Here is an 18,663-nt window from a genome sequence, read left to right on the forward strand (position 1 = left end):
GTATATCTGGCTGCTCCATGGAATGGCGCGATGAAGGCATAGTTCTCGGCACACGACGACATGGCGAAACAAGCGCCATTGTCGAAGTGATGACCCGTGAACATGGGCGTCATATGGGCATGGTACGCGGCGGGCGCTCCCGCCGCATGCAGCCTCTCCTTCAGCCGGGCAATCATGTCGATCTATCATGGTGGGCAAGGCTTGATGAGCATATGGGCAGCTTTACCATTGAGCCGCTTGGCTTCGCGGCGGCGCGGCTCATTGAAACGCCTGTGGCGCTTTACGGTATTCAGCTTGCTGCCGCCCATCTGCGCTTATTGCCAGAGCGTGATTCCCATCGTGGCCTGTACGAAACCCTCCGCCTCATTATCGAGCATTTTGACGACCCGCTCGCCTCGGGTGAACTACTGCTTCGGTTTGAAGTGATGATGCTTGAAGAACTCGGCTTTGGCCTGGACCTGAAAGAATGTGCAGCAACAGGTGTCCGTGAAAACCTGATCTATGTATCGCCCAAGTCAGGACGTGCGGTCTGCGGCGATGCCGGTGCTCCCTGGGCCGATAAAATGTTGCCGTTGCCTGCATTCGTCAACAGCACATCAGTGCGTCCATCCTGCTATAACGACCTCAATGATGCATTCAGAATGACGGGCTTCTTCTTTTTGCGGCATGTGTGGGAACCGCGCGCGCAAACGCCTCCCGATGCACGCGGGGGCTTTCTGAATGCGGTATCGCGAAGCATCAACCTGCAACAGGTAAGCTAAAGACTTCGCCCTCAAAAGCATCTTTTCCGCGCCCGATTGCCCTGATCGCTTCAATCATGCGACCGTTTCTTGCCAATATCTGATCCGCAAGCGCGATGAGTCGAATATTCGGGGTAGCTGATGGTGAAAGCTGTCGCAGCTTTTGCGCGAAAGCTACTTCATCCAGTGCCGGATTGAGCGCAAGAGCTATAATGTAAGCGCTTGCGGTAGAGCGTGATACGCCCGCATAGCAGTGAATGAGCATTGGCTTGGAGCGACCCCAATCCCGTGCGAAGGCCAGTATCTGGTGAACATGACTATCGTCAGGCATGACCAGCCCTTCGCGCGGCTCAACGATGTCGTTGAAAGTAAGGCTAAGCCGCGTGGCGGCGCTCGGCATCGATGGAAGATCGCTGCTGCTCAGTGACAAGATATGACTTGGGTGATGCAGAGCTATTTGGGCTTCAAGTCTCGAAAGCGGGCTGACCACAATATGCGTCATGGCTTATTTCTTTCGCGCCTGTTCCAATGTTGCAAAGCGCGCCAGAAAATCATTTTGAACGCTTTGTGTCGGACGGGGCGTCAGATCTAGCCCTGACGGATCGAAACTGCGCGGACGGCCAAAATATTTGGTCGCTTCTGTTTCGCTGAAACCGGCAAGTCGTGTTGCCTCAAAAAAAGCTGCGACCTGATCGGCACGCTTGATCAGTTTTTTGAGAGACACGGAAATGGAAGCTGGCAGCGAAAACCGAACGTGAACTGCACTCTCAAGACGTGCTTCGATCAGTTTGTAGTTCCCGCCCATCACAGCTTTGAAGGGCGAAATCATGTCGCCAATGACATATTCAGGCGCATCGTGCAGGAGCGTCAACATTTGCCATTCGATGCTCGCATCAGGCACAAGCCGGTTGAAAATCTGTTCAACCAGCAACGAGTGCTGGGCAACCGAATAGGCGTGTTCGCCGACGGTCTGCCCATTCCAGCGGGCGACACGCGCAAGACCATGCGCGATGTCTTCAATCTCTACATCAAGGGGCGATGGATCAAGAAGATCCAGTCTACGGCCTGACAACATGCGCTGCCAGGCGCGATCTTTGCCCGATGACCGGTCAGCGGCTGCCATCAGGCTTTGTCCGCGTCGGCAGTTGGAAATGTGAAGCGTACATGCGGGGGAAGGGCGAGCGTAATTTCGGCCCCACCAGCCAGAATCGGCGTGCCGGAATCAAGCGCATCCTTCACCCGGTCAATGCGCACAAGCGCCAGACCGAGTTTGCCGGATGAACTGCCAAGGGTTCCGATATCGCGTCCACCGACCGTAACCGACGTACCCATTGCGGGCAGGGGCGCGTCAGATTTTGCCACGAGGACGCGTCGACGCGGCGTGCCGCGGTGATGCATACGCGAGACGACTTCCTGCCCGATGAAACAGCCTTTCGGGAAAGTCACGCCGCCAGTCTGATCGAAATTAATGTCGTGCGGAAATACATCATTATAGGCGAAGTCGGCTTCACCTTCGGCAATGCCATATTCAGCGCGAAGAGCTATCCATGCACTTTCATCGCTGATTTCACCGGCCTGTCCGTAAATGCGAATAACATTCAGCTCTTCAGCGAACCGGGTATCGCGCTTAATTGAATCGCTTTCTGAGGAAGCGGAATCATTCTGCCAGCTAACGCTCACAAGTGATTCTGGCAATTGGCTAATTTCTGCTTTGGCGCGCAGACGATAGAGCGTCATCCGCTTAGCAAAATCAGCTGCAATGCCAGCAGGCATGTCGAATCGCAGCCCGTCTTCAATGCGCGACACAAGGAAGTCGAACATGATCTTGCCCTGCGGTGCCAACAGCGCGCCGGGTTTCAGCTCATCGGCGCCAAGCTTGTCGAGATTGGTTGTGATCACGGCCTGCACGAATTTTTCCGCGTCTTCGCCTGTAATGTGAACCAGTGCTCTGTTGGAAAGATTGATCGTTTCCGCTACCGTCGCCATCGCTTCTTCCTTGCCTTTATAACCATCGTTACGTAAGCCGCATTGAAAAGGCTCGCAAGTCCCATTCAGCCAGCAGGAGACAACAATGGCCCAAACGTTCGACACAATCCTGAAAGGTGCAACCATCGTCAATCACGACGGTATAGGTCAGCGGGACATTGGTATTCGTAACGGGCGCATCGAGGCGATTGGCTCGCTTGCAGCAGGTTCTGCCGGTGAAGTCATCGATTGTACCGGTCTGCATATTTTGCCCGGCGTTGTTGACAGTCAGGTGCATTTTCGTGAGCCGGGGCTGGAGCACAAGGAAGATCTGGAAACAGGTTCGCTTGCTGCGGTTCTGGGCGGTGTGACATCGGTTTTCGAAATGCCGAACACCAAACCACTGACGACTTCCGCTGAAACGCTTGACGACAAGATTCGCCGTGGCCGTCATCGTATGCATTGCGATTTTGCCTTCTGGGTTGGCGGAACGCGGGACAATGCAAAAGACGTTGCCGAGCTTGAGCGCCTGCCAGGTGCGGCTGGCATCAAGGTGTTCATGGGATCTTCGACAGGCAATCTGCTGGTTGAGGATGATGAAGGCGTCCGTTCGATCCTGAAAAGTACGCGCCGCCGTGCCGCCTTCCATTCGGAAGACGAATTCCGCCTTAAGGAGCGCGAAAATCTCCGTGTTGAAGGTGATCCGTCGAGCCACCCTGTCTGGCGCGATGTTACCACTGCACTGCAATGCACCGAACGCCTTGTCGGTATCGCCCGCGAAACCGGCGCACGTATTCACGTCCTGCATATCTCTACAGCCGAAGAAATCGATTTCCTTCAAGGTCACAAGGATGTGGCAACCTGTGAAGCCACTCCGCATCACCTTACGTTGTCGGCGGATGAATATGCGACGCTTGGCAATCTTATCCAGATGAACCCACCGGTGCGTGAAAAGCGCCATCGCGATGGTGTTTGGAAGGGCGTTGATCAGGGCATTATCGATGTACTCGGCTCCGACCATGCACCACATACGCTGGACGAAAAGCAGAAGTCTTACCCGGCTTCGCCGTCTGGAATGACCGGCGTTCAGACGCTGGTGCCAATCATGCTCGATCACGTCAATGCGGGTAAGCTTTCGCTGGAGCGCTTTGTCGATCTGTCGAGCCACGGCCCCAACCGCATTTTCGGTATGGCTCGCAAAGGTCGCATTGCTGTTGGCTATGATGCCGATCTCACCATCGTCGATATGAAACGCCGCGAAACCATCACGCATGAACAGGCTGGCTCAAAGGCTGGCTGGACGCCTTATCATGGCAAGACTGTCACTGGCTGGCCGGTTGGTACTTTCGTGCGCGGTATCAAAGTCATGTGGGAAGCGGAAATCGTCAATCCGAATAAGGGCGAGCCAGTCGAGTTTTTGGAAGCTTTGCCTCGTTCGTGAAAATAACTCCAAGAAACGGTGCCCCCATTCTTGGTTGAGGTGCAGGGTAGATAAAATGCTAAAGTGCGTCGCGTGAATGAGTTTAGACGCGATGCTCTTTACGAAGGGCACTTCATGGAGTGGCCTGATGTTCATTGTTAACCTGACATATATAAAGCCTCTGAATGAAGTTGAAAAACATATCGCTACACATCGGGAGTTTCTCGATAGGCAGTATGCAAGTGGGGCGTTTCTGGCATCTGGACCGAAGAATCCGCGGGATGGAGGTATCATTCTTGCGAGTGGAAGCATAACCCGGGATGAGCTTGAAACGATCCTGGCTCACGATCCTTTCAAGAATCAGGGGCTTGCGGAGTATCAAATCACCGAATTTGCGCCGGTGAAGCACACAGCCGCTTGGGCTGATAGTCTTTAGATTAACTTCGGAGTTTGCAGTTGGCGCGATCTGTCCCATCTTTGTCCGAAGTTAATCTTTTGACCTGGATTGTCGGGAGTATTGTGTTCTTGTATAAATTTACAAGGAGCACAAAATGTCCGCCAACGACACAGCCTTGCTGGTTATCGATGTTCAGGAATCTTTTCGGCATCGACCTTACTATCGAGAAGAAGAGGTTGCCGCTTACATTGAGCGGCAGCAGGCTTTGATTGACGGTGCCAAGCGCAAAGGCATTCCGGTCGTGCAAATCTTTCATGTTGAGAATGAGGGGCCGTTTTCGGAGGCATCAGGTCTTGTGAAGGCGCTTGCACCGATCACGATCGAGTCGGATGCCGTTTTCCGTAAGCGTCGCCATAGCGCATTGGTGGGCTCAGGTCTCGATGTCTGGCTGATTTCTAACAACATCAAACGGGTTATCATTTCAGGTATCCGCACTGAGCAGTGCTGCGAGACCACCACACGTCATGCGTCTGACCTTGGCTTCAATGTCGATTATGTCGGCGAAGCCACGCTGACTTTCCCCATGACTGACATAAGTGGTCACGTGTGGAGTGCTGCGGAAATTCGCGCGCGTACCGAGCTGGTACTTGCGGATCGCTTTGCAAGGATAGCAACGGTGGAACAGGCTCTTGCAGGCAGCGCAGAACGGAAAGCTGCATGAACCAAACCGTCGACAGCCATAAAACTGTCCGGGTCTTTGTCGTCGTTCCGCCGCGCACGCTTTTGCTTGACGTGGCGGGGCCGATGGAGGTTTTGCGCAAGGCTAATCTGGAGCAAAACAGGGTGCAGTTTGAAGTGACGTTTATCGGGCCTTCCGAAACGACGCTCAGCTCCATCGGCCTCACGCTTGCAAATATTGAGCCTCTACCCGATCACCTGCCAGATGATGCGCTTGTGGTGATATCCGGCTCAGCTGACATTCCGCTTGGGACTGCTGTCGTTAATCGCGACGAAGATGCAGCGCTTGAAACGCAAATCGTGAGCTGGATGCGTCGTAGGATCCGTCCGGGTATCAAATTGGTTTCAATCTGCTCTGGTGCACTCCTAGCAGCACGCGCGGGTTTGCTTGAAGGGTATGACTGCACCACGCATCATATGGCGATTGATGAGCTGCATCGACTTGCGCCGACCGCGCATGTTCTGCAAAACCGTTTGTTTGTGGAGGATCGCGACAGGCTGACCAGTGCGGGCATTACTGCCGGTATTGATCTAATGCTGCATATTCTGGCCGAGATGGCAGGGCATGCACTGGCTCTATCAGTGGCGCGTTATCTTGTGGTTTATCTGCGTCGCAGCGGTGGCGATCCGCAGCTTTCGCCATGGCTTGAAGGCCGCAATCACATGCATCCTGTGGTGCATCGTGCGCAGGATGCTGTGGCTGCAAATCCGGCTGAAAACTGGTCTGTCGAGAAACTCGCTGACGTCAGCGGGGCAAGCCCGCGCAATCTTTCACGCCTGTTCAATGAACATGCAGGCATGAGCGTGATTGATTATGCCAATCGGCTGAAAATAAGCCTTGCTCGCGAAATGCTGCTGAATTCGGCTCTCGATATGGAGAATATTGCTGAGCGAGCAGGGTTCGCGTCAGCAAGACAGTTCCGCAGAGTGTGGGAGCGGATATACGATACACCGCCTAGTCGTATGCGGGCATTTGCGACAGATAACTCTGCCTACTGAAGAACACGATCCTGCAGGAAGGTGCCTGCAATAATCTGTTCGCGCATTTTCTCGATAAGTTCGAGTGCGCTGTCTTCGCCTGTTGAACGCATAAGTTCTGTAAGGGCTGTAGTGAAAGCAGCTTCCGCCAGAATTTCTGGCTCAATTCCTTCGGAAATGCCGTCTGCCCAGGCTTCATTCTGGTATTCAATCGCAACAAGCTTCTTTTCGCGGGCGATCATCTCGTCCAGATCTGCTGGCATATATTCCATAGACTTCATCCCGGCTTGCGCCCTTCTTGCTGTATCAGCTGATTTCTCACCATTGGGAGCACAATCACCTGCAGCCTGACTGTCACGTTTAAGACAGTGTTAACAGATTAAAGCGGATTTGAATGAGGCAATTTCTGCCCATCCGCACAAGACTGAATAATTGGTTAATTCCCATAGCGCGAGATAAGCTCGTTCGACAAGCTTTCTCCTTCCTTCATGTAGCGATCAATCGCCGCAAGAGCCGAGGGTGTGCAACGAACATAATTGTCGCTGAAAACGCGGTATCCATGGTTGAAGCTTGAAACAAGACGTACTCGCTCGGCTTCATCAGGTTTTTCGGCGGCAATTATGGCATCCATGCGCTCACGCCATTCGTTGCTGGTTTCTCCGCAAAGGTTGCGCAGATAGTGAAGCGAGCCAAGCACTTCCGCAATTCTGAGCATTTTGCCCTCATAAGGAGCATCCTGAGCAGAAAAGGCCGGGGACAGAATGCCCAGCCAGAATGCTATCACCAAAATGGAAAGCCGTTTTTCCTGCAATATACGCCCCTCTGAAGAAAGAAATTCCTGAATGAGAAACGGGGCCACTTCAAGGCGATACGGAATGCGCGCCTGAAGCATCCTCAATTTCAGCGACAGAGCGCGCCACATCCAGCGTACTATCCGTCACATTTGCATGGGCCATTTCTTCGATGCTCAGCCAGTGTATTGCAGCTGCATCGTCGCCGGCCTGTTCCTCACCGGAAACGTCAAACGCACGATAAACTGACAGGAAGTAGCTCTTTGAATAGGCCTTGCCTTCGAGTGCCAGATCAACTGTGATAACATGGCGGAGAGAACCCGCATCCAGTGCAGTTTCTTCTTTCAGTTCTCGAATGGCAGCTTCTTCCGGCGTTTCCCCAGCTTCGATACTGCCTCCCGGAAAAGCCAGCCAGCCTTTCCATGGTTCCTTGCCGCGTTCGACCAGCAAGAAGCGGCCATCGCGGCGACATATGAGAGAAACACCGTGTATCTGAACGGGGGCAGGGATGACGGGAACTGTAACCATGCACAAGCTATGATGCGGCAAACCGCTTTTGGCAACAGCAAAGCCCGCTTGACGATTAACTCAAAAGTCTGAACATGGCCGCTATGTGTGGACGTTTTTCTCTGACTGCCAGCCGCGAAGAAGTTGAAGCCCTGCTCGGTGCAATGATCGAGGAGGATTTTCCTCCGCGCTACAATATTGCACCAACGCAGCCGATACTCTCTATTCTGGCAGGCGAAACGCCGCCTCCGGGAAGCAACAGGCCCGACCGTATCGGGATGTTGGTGCGCTGGGGGTTTGTGCCGTCATGGGTCAAGGATCCCAACGACTGGAATCTTGTCTTCAACATTCGTTCTGAAACGGCGGCCGAGAAAAATTCTTTCCGTGCGGCACTCAATCATCGGCGTGCGCTGATTCCCGCTTCCGGCTTTTACGAATGGCGGCGCGAGGGAAAGAACAAAGCGCAGGCTTATTGGATCAGGCCACGCAACGGCGGTATCGTGGCTTTTGGTGCGCTCGTTGAAACATGGAGCAGCGCTGACGGCTCGCAAATCGATACAGCGGGTATTCTGACCACAAGTGCAAACGGATTTCTCCGTCCCATCCACGAGCGTATGCCTGTGGTGGTGAAGCCAGAGGATTATGCCCGCTGGCTTAACTGCAAGACCCTGCTTCCGCGAGAGGTGGCCGACATCATGCGGCCAGTTCAGGATGACTTTTTTGAAGCCATTCCGGTGTCGGACAAGGTCAACAAAGTTGCCAATACCTCTCCTGACGTTCAGGCGAGAGTAGAGGAAAATCTTGTGGCGCCATCACTGGATCAGGCCAAAAGAAAGAAAAAGCCGGGGTCAGGTGATGAGCCCGACGGTCAGCTTTCCATGTTCTGACGAGCCGGACGCTGACGACGCGATGAAGCGGATCAGCCTGTCTTTTTGACTGCCAGAATTGAGCGGCGCGTATTGTCGTTGCGACCTTTGCTTTCGCGATTGGTCTTGCTCATCAACGCTGCAACGAGCACGGCCGGTCCGATTTCGCGGTACTGGTCAATGAGCTTGTCTTGCCGTGGTTGCAGTTCATTTTTAGGCATTGGTCCATCCTCTTCCAAATTACACTCACTATTTTGTGATTGATTGGGACGGAATGAAGGCTGTTTAGAGCCGGTTTTGAGGAATTCCGGTTAACATCAACGGGATAGGGATGAAGGGGCTGTGAGGTTGCCGAAATGCCACAGCGATTTTGAAGAGGCGGGCTTCATATAAGCCTTTCAGGCAGTCCAGCTTCACCAGTCTGAGGGAAATGCTTTATTTCTATTGAACTTTTTCAAAAGCTCTTGACGTGATTGAGGTCGAGAGAGATAAGTAGCGTCATGAAAACGCCGACCACGATCATTTGTATTGGTTCGATTATTATTGGCTAGCAGCTTGCTGGCCCGGCCGTTTTCGTCTCCCCTACCATAAAACAGGATGATAACGCCCCGGCCAGACGGCTGCGGTCTTTAGTGCCCGTATTTTCAGGTCTTTTGGGGAAATAAAATGGCTGATGCGCCGCGACTACGCCTATACAATACTGCCACTCGCACGAAGGAGAATTTCACCCCCATCGATGCGAATAATGTGCGCATGTATGTCTGCGGACCGACTGTTTATGACTTTGCCCATATCGGCAACGCACGTCCGGTTATCGTCTTTGACGTTCTTTTCCGCCTGCTGCGCCATTTCTATGGTGCGGAAAAAGTCACTTATGCGCGTAACATCACCGATGTTGACGACAAGATCAACGCGCGTGCTGCTACTGAATATCCCAACGTTCCGCTTAATGAAGCAATCCGCCGGGTGACTGAAGGCACAAACAACCAGTTTCAAGCTGATATCAAGGCTCTGGCAAATCTGGAGCCGTCGAGCCAGCCGCGTGCAACCGAGCACCTCGACGACATGCGTAATATCATTGAGAAGCTGATCGAGCGCGGTGTTGCCTATGTTGCAGATGAGCATGTGCTGTTTTCCCCATCAGCGATGAACGCTTTGGGTGGCGCACGCTATGGCGCACTTTCCCACCGTCCATTCGATGAGATGCTGGCCGGTGCTCGCGTCGATGTCGCTTCTTACAAGCGCGACGAGATGGATTTTGTGCTGTGGAAGCCATCACGTAATGGTGAACCCGGTTGGCCTTCACCGGCAGGTATTGCAACGCTTGGTCGTCCCGGCTGGCATATCGAGTGCTCGGCCATGTCTATGGCCAAGCTGCTGGCGCCTTTTGGCGGTGGTTTGAAGTGTGATGATCCGTATAAGAACCAGTTCGACATTCATGGCGGTGGCATCGATCTTGTGTTCCCGCATCATGAAAACGAGCTTGCGCAATCATGCTGCGCATTCGGAACTGAGCGTATGGCCAACATCTGGATGCATAATGGATTCCTTCAGGTTGAAGGGCAGAAGATGTCTAAGTCGCTTGGCAACTTCATAACCATTCGCGATGTGCTGAACGATGGTTTGCCGCAGCTTGGTGTCTGGGATGACAAGGATGCTCGCGATCGCTGGGTCGGTCTGGCTGCTCGTCTTTCTATGCTGCAAACGCATTACCGCGAGCCGATCAACTGGACGGCGCAGCGTCTGGCAGAATCTGCCGAAGAGCTGCATCGGTGGTATGGTTTGTTGCGCGATGCAGACTTTGCTGCGCCTTCTGCACTTTCCGTTGTTGAAGAAGTCGCTGACGCATTGTCGGACGATCTCAACACCTGGTCTGCTATCACGGCTCTACGCAAAGCATTCAAGGCCAAGGACGTTGCAGCTTTGGGCGAGGGCATGGCGCTATTAGGCTTGCTCGACCCTTACTTTGTGACAGCACAGGATGTGCCGGTATTTGCAAAGGCAGATGTTGATACAGCTGCAATCGATGCATTGATTGCCGAGCGCCTGAATTTCATAGCTGGCAAGAACTGGGCAGAAGCAGATCGTATTCGCGATGAACTTCTGGCGCAGGGCGTGCAGTTGAAGGACGGCAAACATCCTGACACCGGCGAACGCATCACGACATGGGAAGTGGTAAGCTGACGATCGTTTAGTTTCTGGGAGGAAGCCATGACGCTTGATAATAAGCCGCTATATAGCGGGGGATGCCAGTGTGGTGCGGTGCGCTTTCGGGTTGAAGGCGCACTCGGCTCGGCTTCGATCTGTCATTGTCGCATGTGCCAGAAGGCCTTTGGCAATTTCTATGCGCCGCTGGTCTCGGTGGGTGAAGCAAAGTTTATCTGGACTCGCGATGAGCCAAAGCGTTTTCAGTCGTCGAATCACGTCAAGCGTGGGTTCTGTGCTGAATGCGGAACTCCGCTGACTTACGAGGCGCCGGATGGTGTGGCGCTTTCCATAGGCGCTTTCGATGCGCCGGAAGAGATTGAACCCACAATTCAATGGGGTGTCGAAGTCAAGCTTCCCTATGTCGATGACCTCGCAAAACTGCCCGGTTTTGTAACCGAGCGTGATGAGGAAAGTATCGAGTTCGTACGAACAATGGTGTCTTACCAGCACCCTGATCACGACACTGAAAACTAAAAAGCCATAAATTATCACGGCATACACCCACCGACAGGCAGGCAAAATGGCACGCGAACGCATCTATATCTACGACACGACTTTGCGAGACGGGCAGCAAACACCCGGCGTTGATTTCTCGGTCGAAGACAAAAAAGCGATTGTCATTCTGCTTGAAGAACTGGGTGTCGATTATGTGGAAGGCGGCTATCCGGGTGCAAATCCAACGGATACGGCCTTCTTCAAGAAGCGGCAGACCTCACGGGCCAAGTTTGCAGCTTTTGGCATGACCAAGCGTGCAGGCGTTTCGGCATCGAATGATCCTGGATTGACTGCACTTCTGCAGGCTTCAAGCGATGCAGTCTGTTTCGTTGCCAAAAGCTGGGATTACCATGTGCGGATCGCTCTCGGTTGCACCAATGAGGAAAATCTGGAATCGATTACTGCATCGGTGACAGCTGTTCGTATGGCTGGTCGTGAGGCGCTGGTTGATTGCGAGCATTTCTTCGATGGATACAAAGCCAACCCTGAATATGCATTGTCTTGTGCGAAGGCTGCCTATGAGGCAGGCGCTCGTTGGGTCGTGCTTTGCGATACCAATGGCGGGACACAGCCGTCGGAAGTGGCTGAAATCATCAATGCGGTCAAAGCTGTTGTTCCGGGTGAAAGCCTTGGCATCCACGCACATAATGATACCGAACAGGCAGTCGCCGTTTCGCTTGCCGCAATCGATGCAGGTGTGCGGCATGTGCAGGGAACACTGAATGGGATCGGTGAGCGTTGCGGTAATGCGAACCTCGTTTCTCTTATTCCGACACTGGCATTGAAGCCTTATTGGGCTGATCGCTTTGAACTTGGTGTCAAGCCTGATGCGCTGAAAGCAATCACCCGCATTTCACGCGCCTTCGATGATATTCTGAATCGTGCGCCGACCGAGCAGGCGCCCTATACAGGTACGTCCGCCTTTGCGACCAAGGCAGGCATTCATGCCTCAGCACTGCTTAAAGACCCGCAGACTTATGAGCACGTTCCGCCTGAAACCGTTGGCAATCGCCGTCGCGTCATGGTTTCGGATCAGGGTGGTAAGTCGAACTTTATCGCCGAACTGGAGCGTCGCGGCATTCGCGTTGCCAAGGACGATGTGCGACTGGATACGTTGATTGCGCTGGTCAAAGAGCGCGAAGCAGAAGGCTATGCTTATGAAGGTGCCGATGCGAGTTTCGAGCTGTTGGCGAGAGCCATGCTCAACCCGCAGCCAGAATTCTTCAAAGTCGACTCTTTCCGCTGTCTTGTTGAACGTCGGTTCGATGCCAATGGTTCATTGAAAACTGTTTCCGAAGCCGTGGTGAAGGTCGAAGTCGACGGTGAAATGCATATGTCGGTTGCCGAAGGTCATGGTCCGGTCAACGCTCTCGATATTGCGCTGCGCAAGGATCTCGGCCGCTATCAGGATGAAATCGAAGATCTCGAACTGGTGGATTTCAAGGTGCGTATCCTCAATGGCGGTACAGCAGCTATCACCCGCGTTTTGATTGAATCCGGTGATGCTACGGGCGCTCGTTGGCGCACGGTTGGCGTCTCCGACAATATCATCGATGCATCGTTTCAGGCGCTGATGGATTCGGTCAATTATAAATTGATGAAGAACCGTTCTTTAGCTGGTCTGGTGGCTGCTGAATAAGCCGCTTCTTTCACGAAGATTGATGCTTTGATCAGTTTAATTGAATAGATTTTATGGATTGATCGGCGCATAGCAGTCTGACTAACTCGAAAAAGTTCGTAGCTTTTTCGAGCCTACACTTAATTCGGAGATGGAAATGACCGAGCAAACCTTATCCGGAGGCCAGCTTTCAGATGGAAGCCGTGGCTTCATGATGGCTATGGGGGCTTATGGTCTTTGGGCTATTTTGCCCTTCTATCTCAAGGCTTTGTCACATCTCCCCGCACTTGAAATTGTCGCGCATCGCGTAATCTGGTCGGTGCCAGTTGCGGCGATTTTGCTACTCTTCATCGGACAATTTCGCACGATCCTTGATGCTCTGCGCAAGCCGCGAATGCTTGCAATGGCTGCACTGACCGCTGCACTTATCACTGTAAACTGGTCGGTTTATGTTTGGGCTGTTGCGCATGACCAGATTATCGGCGCCGCACTCGGATACTATATCAATCCACTATTCAATGTGGTTTTGGGCGGGCTGTTTCTCGGTGAGCGGTTGTCAAAAGTGCAGTATGTTGCAGTCGGCTTTGCATTTGCCGCTGTTCTCGTTTTGACTCTCAATGCTGGTGGCCTGCCTTGGGTTTCACTGGTGCTACCGCTGACATTTGGTCTTTACGGATTTTTCCGCAAGTCTTTGCCTATGCCACCTTTGCAGGGCTTTACGCTTGAAGTAGTTATCCTTTCGATCCCAGCACTTGGCTATGTTTTCTGGTTGATGGCCAATGGTCAGGATCATTTCTTCTCAGGCACTATGTCGAACGTTTCGCTGCTGTTACTTGCAGGACCGTTCACTGCAATTCCGCTGATCCTATATGCGGGCGGTGCAAAGCTTCTGCGTTATACGACGCTTGGCCTTATGCAGTATCTGACGCCTACGCTGCTGTTTATCTTCGCAATTTTCATTTTCCACGAGCCATTTTCGAATGCGCAGCTCGTAGCTTTTGTTCTCATCTGGACAGGCCTGATTATCTACACATGGTCGTCTTTGTCGGCGCATCGTAAGGCACGCGCCAGAGCCTGATAAATTTAACTTGAGCGTTTGAGCTTCTATCTCCGGTGGATTATGGCCACCGGAGCCATAATTTGGCCGTGCTCTGGCCCTCTGGTCCGTTTGTTATTTCAGATGGAATTTGGAGCCGCTCACTGCATGCTGTTTCGTGCTGCCCGCAGAGATAAGCAGATTCACGTTGTTGTATCGCCAGATCTCATGATCCGATCCAACGACGCGCATACTGCTGCTTTGGCTGAGCATACGAAATTGCCTCCGCTCTCGCAGCGTGCTCTCAAGCCACTAGAACGCGTACGCTTTTCCATTCACACACATCGACGCGCCTGTATTGCGCTGGCGTCAGCCACGCTTCTGGCGGGTGGTGCAATGGCTTTGGTGACGGGAGGTTTAGTGCGACATGGACATGCTTCACAGCCTGTGATGATCGATCCCACCACGCTGGTTCACAGTCATGCGGCCATGAAAGAAGCGCGGCTGGTTCCTCAGAATGAAGTTGATGAGAACCGACGCATTGCCAAGCGCATCGATATTGCCGAAGGTACCGACGATGGAGAAGCGACACTCTTTACCTATCAGCATGTCATCCTTGATTTGAAGAATGAAGGAAGCGGGCGGGGTCTGCTCGATCTGGCATCGGTACGAGGTAAACGGCGAGGGGAGAAAACCTCTGATCAGCCAGATGAAATTTCAGCGCTTGCCAATCAAAAAGGTGTGCCGCTGAATGTAAGCTTTGCCAAGCCAGCGGATACGCCTCACAAAAAAGCGCACGAAATTGTTCTCGCTCCACAGTCGCGCGAGAAGGTGGGTGTACTCATGCAGGCGGCGGATGTTTCCGCTGACGATGCAGCACATCTGGAACAGGCGCTTGGTCGAAAAGACCTCGTTCCTGGTGATAATCTGGTTCTGCTACTCGATCAGTCGCAGGGCAAGCCAGCGCATATAACCATGGCACGGTTCAGACATGGTAATGCATCAGATTCCGTTTATGGACGGACAGACGATGGTGTTTTCCGCGCGAATGATAATCAGAGACTTTTCGCGCGTCTTTCTCATGATGCTATGTTGTCCGCATCGCGCCAGCCCACAAAAAGAGTAACGGATGGATCTGTTCAGTCACGGCTCATAGCAGCAGGGGCACCGAGCGAAGTCGCGGACGATGTGAAGAAACTCGCGGCTGAGAATAACGTATCGCTTCAGAAGGGCGCCAACGGGGTTGATAAAATCGACCTTCTGTTCCGTGAGAGTGTGGATGCCGATCCTGAACTGGTGTTTGTGGAGTTTACCACAAACGGTCAGGCCAAGCGTCTTTACAGGCATGAAGTCGAGGGAAACGCTGACTATTTCAACGAAGACGGTTCCTCGATGACCAAATACCTCATGCACAAGCCACTACCAAATGGCCGCTTGAATGATGGTTTTGGCTGGCGTGTGCATCCGGTTTTGCATGTCCGCAAACATCATAATGGCGTGGATTACGATGCGCCAATCGGCTCGCCTATTGTCGCTGCAGGAGATGGTACGGTTGAGCTGATTTCGTCACAAAAGGGCTATGGCAAGTATGTGCGCATTCGCCACCAGGGCGGCTACAGTACCACCTATGCTCATCTCTCCGGAGAAGCGAAGGGACTGAAAGTCGGCCAGCATGTGAAGCAGGGTGAAGTGATCGCTTATGTGGGATCAACCGGCTATTCGACCGGACCGCATTTGTATTATGAGCTCAAGGTCGGTGATCATTATGTCGACCCGCTCAAAGCACAGCTCAATGCGGGTGAAAAGCTGACAGGTTCATCTATGTCGAGCTTCCGCTCGGAAATGGATCATGTGGATAAGGTTTTCAAGCAGATGAATTTGGCGCCACTGACAAGTGACGCCAAAGACGGTTTAAAGACGAATTGAATCACACTGGCCGGTAAGCATTGGCCAGTGCAACGAATTCTTCGACGCTTAGCGTTTCAGCGCGCCGGGTACCATCAATTCCAGTCTTTTCCAGAAGTTGTGCGCCGCCGACAGGCTTGAGGCTCTGACGCAGCATTTTTCGGCGTTGCCCGAAGGCTGCCTGCGTAATCTGGCCCAAAGCATCCGCGCGACATGGGAGCGGCTCTTCACGCGGCGTGATATGGACGACCGACGACATAACTTTCGGCGGAGGCGTAAACGCCTGTGGGGGCACGTCGAAAGCAATTTTCGAATGCGTACGCCAGCCTGCCAGAACGCCGAGGCGTCCATAATGATCCGTATCAGGTGCGGCCACAATACGCTCGCCAACTTCACGTTGGAACATCAGGGTCATCGAGGAATAAAAGGGTGGCCAAGGCTCTGTCAGAAGCCAGTTGAGCAGCAATTGTGTTCCCACATTATAAGGCAGATTAGCCACGATGCGTGGCTTCGGGCCATCCGGAAAGAGAGCTTTGAAATCTTGCTCCAATGCATCACCGGAAATAATGCGCAAACGTCCCGGATAATGCGCTTCGATCTCTGCAAGAGCATCAAGGCACCGTTCATCGCGCTCAATTGCGGTGACAATAGCACCCTGAGCGAGCAAGGCGCGTGTCAGACCACCCGGACCGGGACCGACCTCGATAACCGGCTGATCTTGCAGATTGCCTGCCTGTCGAGCGATCTTCGATGTCAGGTTCAGGTCGAACAGAAAGTTCTGCCCAAGCGACTTTTTAGGTATCAGGTCATGCCGTTCGATGACCTCACGCAGTGGCGGAAGATTGTCGATGCTCATGATTTCCGCCTTGCTTCGTTTTCGGCGAGTTCCTGCGCCAGCCTTATGGATGCGATGAGACTGTCAGGGCGTGCTATGCCTTTTCCTGCAATGTCGAAGGCCGTTCCATGATCAGGGGATGTCCGGATAAATGGAAGCCCGAGGGTAACATTGACCGTCTCGTCAAAAGCGAGAGCTTTCGCCGGAATAAGCGCCTGATCGTGATACATGCAAATGGCGACATCATAAGTCACGCGTGCTTGTGCATGGAACATGGTGTCAGCAGGCAATGGTCCCCAGGCATTGATGCCCTCACGCTGCAATTCCTCGACTGCTGGCCGAATAATTGCGTCGTCTTCTTTGCCTAGCGCTCCGCCTTCACCCGCATGAGGATTGAGACCGGAAATCGCAATGCGAGGTGCTGCTATGCCAAAACGATCCGTTAGTTCCTGCGCCGTGATGTAAGCCACTTCCAGAATATCGTCCTTGGTCAGTAAGCGCGGGACCTCGACGAGAGGGATGTGGATTGTGACTGGAACGGCACGTAGTTCGGGGCCAGCCAGCATCATTACCGGAATGACTGTTCGTCCGAGATGTTTGCTGGCGAGTTCGGCGAGAAATTCCGTGTGTCCGGGATGTTTGAAACCTGCATCGTAGAGCGGTTTTTTGGCAATCGGGCATGTGACAACGGCTGATGTTTCGCCACTCAATGTCAGCGCAACGGCGCGTTCTATTGCTTCAATAACACCTGCTGCGTTTTCCGGCAAAGGCTTGCCGGGGCTTTCCTTATGCGTGTTTTTCAATGGCAAAACGGGCAGTTTTAAATCAAAGACGTCGAAAGCTTCGGCAGGCGTGCTAATCGTTACGATTGGCACATTCAGGCCAAGATGCTGCGCGCGGGCCGAAAGCTGTGCCGGATCGGCAATCAGCAGAAACGCTGGCAGAAAAAGCTCTTTGCGCTGCAACCATGCGCTAAGAGCAACATCCGCTCCAACACCTGAGGGGTCGCCAATGCTGACGGCGAGCGGAGGAACCGGGTGAATAGTCATAGCTGTTTATCTCGGCTGATGAAATAAGGGGGCAGACGCCCCCTCAAATTATACGGTCAGTTTAGTACTGCCAAGTCTCTGGAGCGAAACTCAACGATTTACAATCGTTGCCTTTTCGCGCAGCTCAGCAAGATACTTCTTGCTCAGATCATCAGCCTTCTTTTCCTGTCCCGCTTCGGAATCAGTGCCTTCCATGGAGAAGACAAGCTGTGCCACTCGGTCATCGGAAACTTGACGAGTCGAGCACACGGCTAGAATTTCAACACCCTTTTCGGTGTCATGTGGAGGAGTTGCGCGGTTTACACCAGCAGCTTTGACGTCTTTGGCCCATTCACCCGGAAGCTGCTGTTCGATAACCCGGCCGAGATCGCGAACTGTAACGTCGATCATGCCCTTGGTTAGCTGACGGGTGGTGTCGCAGCTCTGGAAGCGCGAGCGTAATGCATTTGCTTCCTGGCGACGCTTGCCGAGCAGAGCAGGCGAACGCTTTGCATTTGGAACGACGAAAATAACCTGCTGCAGATGGTATTCAGTTGAGACAGGCTTTTTGCCGCCGTCTTTCAGCATACGCTGAACAGCGTCCTGCTCGCTAACCATACCAGTGGCGCGGAAGCGCGCGCTGACGAGGCGACCCCAGCCCATCTGGACCATGATGTATTTCTTGAAATGATCAGGTGTAATGCCAGCCTGATTCATCAGCTGATTAAGCTGAGCGACGCTCATCTTGTTACGGGTCGCAAAGCCTGCATAGGCCTGATCGACTTCCTGATCGGAAATGTTAATGCCGCGCGATTTCATTTCGACGCGCTTCAGCATCTCTTCAGTCAGTTCTTCACGAGCAACCTGATTAAGATTGCCGCCTTTACGCTGCAGTTTCAGAAATGCGGCACGGCGCTGAATATCGCCGTTGGTGATTGCATTGCCGGAGACAATGACCTTGACCTCCGTTCCGCCGGCGGCAAATGCCGGTGTCAAAGTCGCAGCCGTTCCAAGCGCCGTCACACATACGGCAGCGCCCAGCAGGGAGGCGAATAGAGGTCTTGCAAACATCATCTTTATTTCCCGATTTCCTTCAGGTCGGCGAATGACAAATTTCACCGGATGTGTCCAATCTT

The 18,663-nt window shown here is 53.1% G+C and carries 21 protein-coding genes; 11 read left to right on the forward strand and 10 right to left on the reverse strand.

What is annotated here, in order from left to right; translation table 11 throughout:
* The first annotated feature begins 17 nt into the window (after positions 1-17).
* A complete protein-coding gene (gene recO / locus CEV34_RS11835) occupies positions 18-761 on the forward strand; it encodes a DNA repair protein RecO (protein WP_007874293.1) in 744 nt (247 codons plus the stop codon).
* Here recO and CEV34_RS11840 read toward each other — a convergent pair.
* Genes CEV34_RS11840 through ygfZ form a run of 3 tightly spaced genes read right to left on the reverse strand, consistent with a single transcriptional unit; the run spans position 739 to position 2,726 of the window.
* On the reverse strand, positions 739-1,242 hold the full coding sequence (locus tag CEV34_RS11840) for a tyrosine phosphatase family protein (protein WP_007874294.1): 504 nt from the start codon (positions 1,240-1,242) through the stop codon (positions 739-741). The genes recO and CEV34_RS11840 overlap by 23 nt on opposite strands.
* Before the next feature lie 3 nt (positions 1,243-1,245).
* Positions 1,246-1,863, reverse strand: a complete 618-nt coding sequence (locus tag CEV34_RS11845; RefSeq protein ID WP_007874295.1) for a YfbR-like 5'-deoxynucleotidase — start codon at positions 1,861-1,863, stop codon at positions 1,246-1,248.
* Positions 1,863-2,726: a CAF17-like 4Fe-4S cluster assembly/insertion protein YgfZ gene (gene ygfZ / locus CEV34_RS11850; RefSeq protein ID WP_007874296.1), complete on the reverse strand. Its 864-nt coding sequence runs from the start codon at positions 2,724-2,726 to the stop codon at positions 1,863-1,865. Before ygfZ ends, CEV34_RS11845 begins: the two co-directional genes overlap by 1 nt.
* Before the next feature lie 85 nt (positions 2,727-2,811).
* On the opposite strand from ygfZ, the gene CEV34_RS11855 reads away from it, so the two are divergent.
* From CEV34_RS11855 to CEV34_RS11870, 4 genes are all read left to right on the forward strand, one after another.
* Positions 2,812-4,146 (forward strand): dihydroorotase, encoded by a 1,335-nt coding sequence (locus CEV34_RS11855; protein WP_007874298.1) that lies wholly within the window; start codon positions 2,812-2,814, stop codon positions 4,144-4,146.
* Positions 4,147-4,273: 127 nt separating this feature from the next.
* Complete coding sequence (locus CEV34_RS11860; RefSeq protein WP_007874299.1) at positions 4,274-4,561, forward strand: YciI family protein; 288 nt, start codon at positions 4,274-4,276, stop codon at positions 4,559-4,561.
* A 115-nt stretch (positions 4,562-4,676) separates the two neighbouring features.
* The gene (locus CEV34_RS11865; protein WP_007874300.1) at positions 4,677-5,243 is read left to right on the forward strand and encodes an isochorismatase family protein; all 567 of its coding nucleotides are present in this window, start codon (positions 4,677-4,679) and stop codon (positions 5,241-5,243) included.
* Entirely contained in the window at positions 5,240-6,259 is a 1,020-nt protein-coding gene (locus CEV34_RS11870; protein WP_007874301.1) for a GlxA family transcriptional regulator, read from the forward strand. Before CEV34_RS11865 ends, CEV34_RS11870 begins: the two co-directional genes overlap by 4 nt.
* Here the strand turns inward: CEV34_RS11870 and CEV34_RS11875 are convergent.
* The 3 genes from CEV34_RS11875 to CEV34_RS11885 all read right to left on the reverse strand — a co-directional run bounded on the left by CEV34_RS11875 (position 6,253) and on the right by CEV34_RS11885 (position 7,557).
* Positions 6,253-6,510, reverse strand: a complete 258-nt coding sequence (locus CEV34_RS11875; protein ID WP_171379961.1) for a hypothetical protein — start codon at positions 6,508-6,510, stop codon at positions 6,253-6,255. The two genes, CEV34_RS11870 and CEV34_RS11875, sit on opposite strands and share 7 nt — an antisense overlap.
* Before the next feature lie 164 nt (positions 6,511-6,674).
* Positions 6,675-7,028: a TIGR02301 family protein gene (locus CEV34_RS27540; protein ID WP_321179315.1), complete on the reverse strand. Its 354-nt coding sequence runs from the start codon at positions 7,026-7,028 to the stop codon at positions 6,675-6,677.
* 70 nt (positions 7,029-7,098) lie between these two features.
* Entirely contained in the window at positions 7,099-7,557 is a 459-nt protein-coding gene (locus CEV34_RS11885; protein ID WP_007874306.1) for an NUDIX hydrolase, read from the reverse strand.
* Between the two features lie 83 nt (positions 7,558-7,640).
* On the opposite strand from CEV34_RS11885, the gene CEV34_RS11890 reads away from it, so the two are divergent.
* Positions 7,641-8,423, forward strand: coding sequence for an SOS response-associated peptidase (locus CEV34_RS11890; protein WP_094543657.1), 783 nt, complete (start codon positions 7,641-7,643; stop codon positions 8,421-8,423).
* 32 nt (positions 8,424-8,455) lie between these two features.
* On the opposite strand, the gene CEV34_RS11895 is transcribed toward CEV34_RS11890, so the two are convergent.
* On the reverse strand, positions 8,456-8,623 hold the full coding sequence (locus CEV34_RS11895; RefSeq protein ID WP_007874312.1) for a hypothetical protein: 168 nt from the start codon (positions 8,621-8,623) through the stop codon (positions 8,456-8,458).
* Positions 8,624-9,068: 445 nt separating this feature from the next.
* Here CEV34_RS11895 and cysS point away from each other — a divergent pair, with 445 nt between their 5' ends.
* The 5 genes from cysS to CEV34_RS27630 all read left to right on the forward strand — a co-directional run bounded on the left by cysS (position 9,069) and on the right by CEV34_RS27630 (position 15,685).
* Positions 9,069-10,586 (forward strand): cysteine--tRNA ligase, encoded by a 1,518-nt coding sequence (cysS, locus tag CEV34_RS11900; RefSeq protein ID WP_007874314.1) that lies wholly within the window; start codon positions 9,069-9,071, stop codon positions 10,584-10,586.
* Between the two features lie 27 nt (positions 10,587-10,613).
* Positions 10,614-11,084, forward strand: coding sequence for a GFA family protein (locus CEV34_RS11905; protein ID WP_007874316.1), 471 nt, complete (start codon positions 10,614-10,616; stop codon positions 11,082-11,084).
* 46 nt (positions 11,085-11,130) lie between these two features.
* The gene (cimA, locus tag CEV34_RS11910; protein WP_007874318.1) at positions 11,131-12,744 is read left to right on the forward strand and encodes a citramalate synthase; all 1,614 of its coding nucleotides are present in this window, start codon (positions 11,131-11,133) and stop codon (positions 12,742-12,744) included.
* A 136-nt stretch (positions 12,745-12,880) separates the two neighbouring features.
* Positions 12,881-13,801 carry an EamA family transporter RarD gene (gene rarD, locus CEV34_RS11915; RefSeq protein ID WP_007874321.1) on the forward strand — a complete coding sequence of 307 codons (921 nt, stop codon included), beginning with the start codon at positions 12,881-12,883 and terminating at the stop codon, positions 13,799-13,801.
* A gap of 126 nt (positions 13,802-13,927) precedes the next feature.
* Positions 13,928-15,685: a M23 family metallopeptidase gene (locus CEV34_RS27630; RefSeq protein ID WP_007874322.1), complete on the forward strand. Its 1,758-nt coding sequence runs from the start codon at positions 13,928-13,930 to the stop codon at positions 15,683-15,685.
* A 1-nt stretch (position 15,686) separates the two neighbouring features.
* Here CEV34_RS27630 and rsmA read toward each other — a convergent pair whose 3' ends face one another.
* The 3 genes from rsmA to CEV34_RS11935 all read right to left on the reverse strand — a co-directional run bounded on the left by rsmA (position 15,687) and on the right by CEV34_RS11935 (position 18,601).
* The gene (rsmA, locus tag CEV34_RS11925; RefSeq protein ID WP_007874323.1) at positions 15,687-16,520 is read right to left on the reverse strand and encodes a 16S rRNA (adenine(1518)-N(6)/adenine(1519)-N(6))-dimethyltransferase RsmA; all 834 of its coding nucleotides are present in this window, start codon (positions 16,518-16,520) and stop codon (positions 15,687-15,689) included.
* A complete protein-coding gene (gene pdxA / locus CEV34_RS11930) occupies positions 16,517-17,548 on the reverse strand; it encodes a 4-hydroxythreonine-4-phosphate dehydrogenase PdxA (RefSeq protein WP_007874324.1) in 1,032 nt (343 codons plus the stop codon). The genes rsmA and pdxA overlap by 4 nt, the downstream gene beginning before the upstream one ends.
* A gap of 90 nt (positions 17,549-17,638) precedes the next feature.
* Positions 17,639-18,601 (reverse strand): SurA N-terminal domain-containing protein, encoded by a 963-nt coding sequence (locus CEV34_RS11935; protein ID WP_007874325.1) that lies wholly within the window; start codon positions 18,599-18,601, stop codon positions 17,639-17,641.
* Positions 18,602-18,663: the final 62 nt, after the last annotated feature.

Source organism: Brucella pseudogrignonensis, from assembly GCF_002252525.1.
In the GTDB taxonomy this organism is placed as follows: domain Bacteria; phylum Pseudomonadota; class Alphaproteobacteria; order Rhizobiales; family Rhizobiaceae; genus Brucella; species Brucella pseudogrignonensis.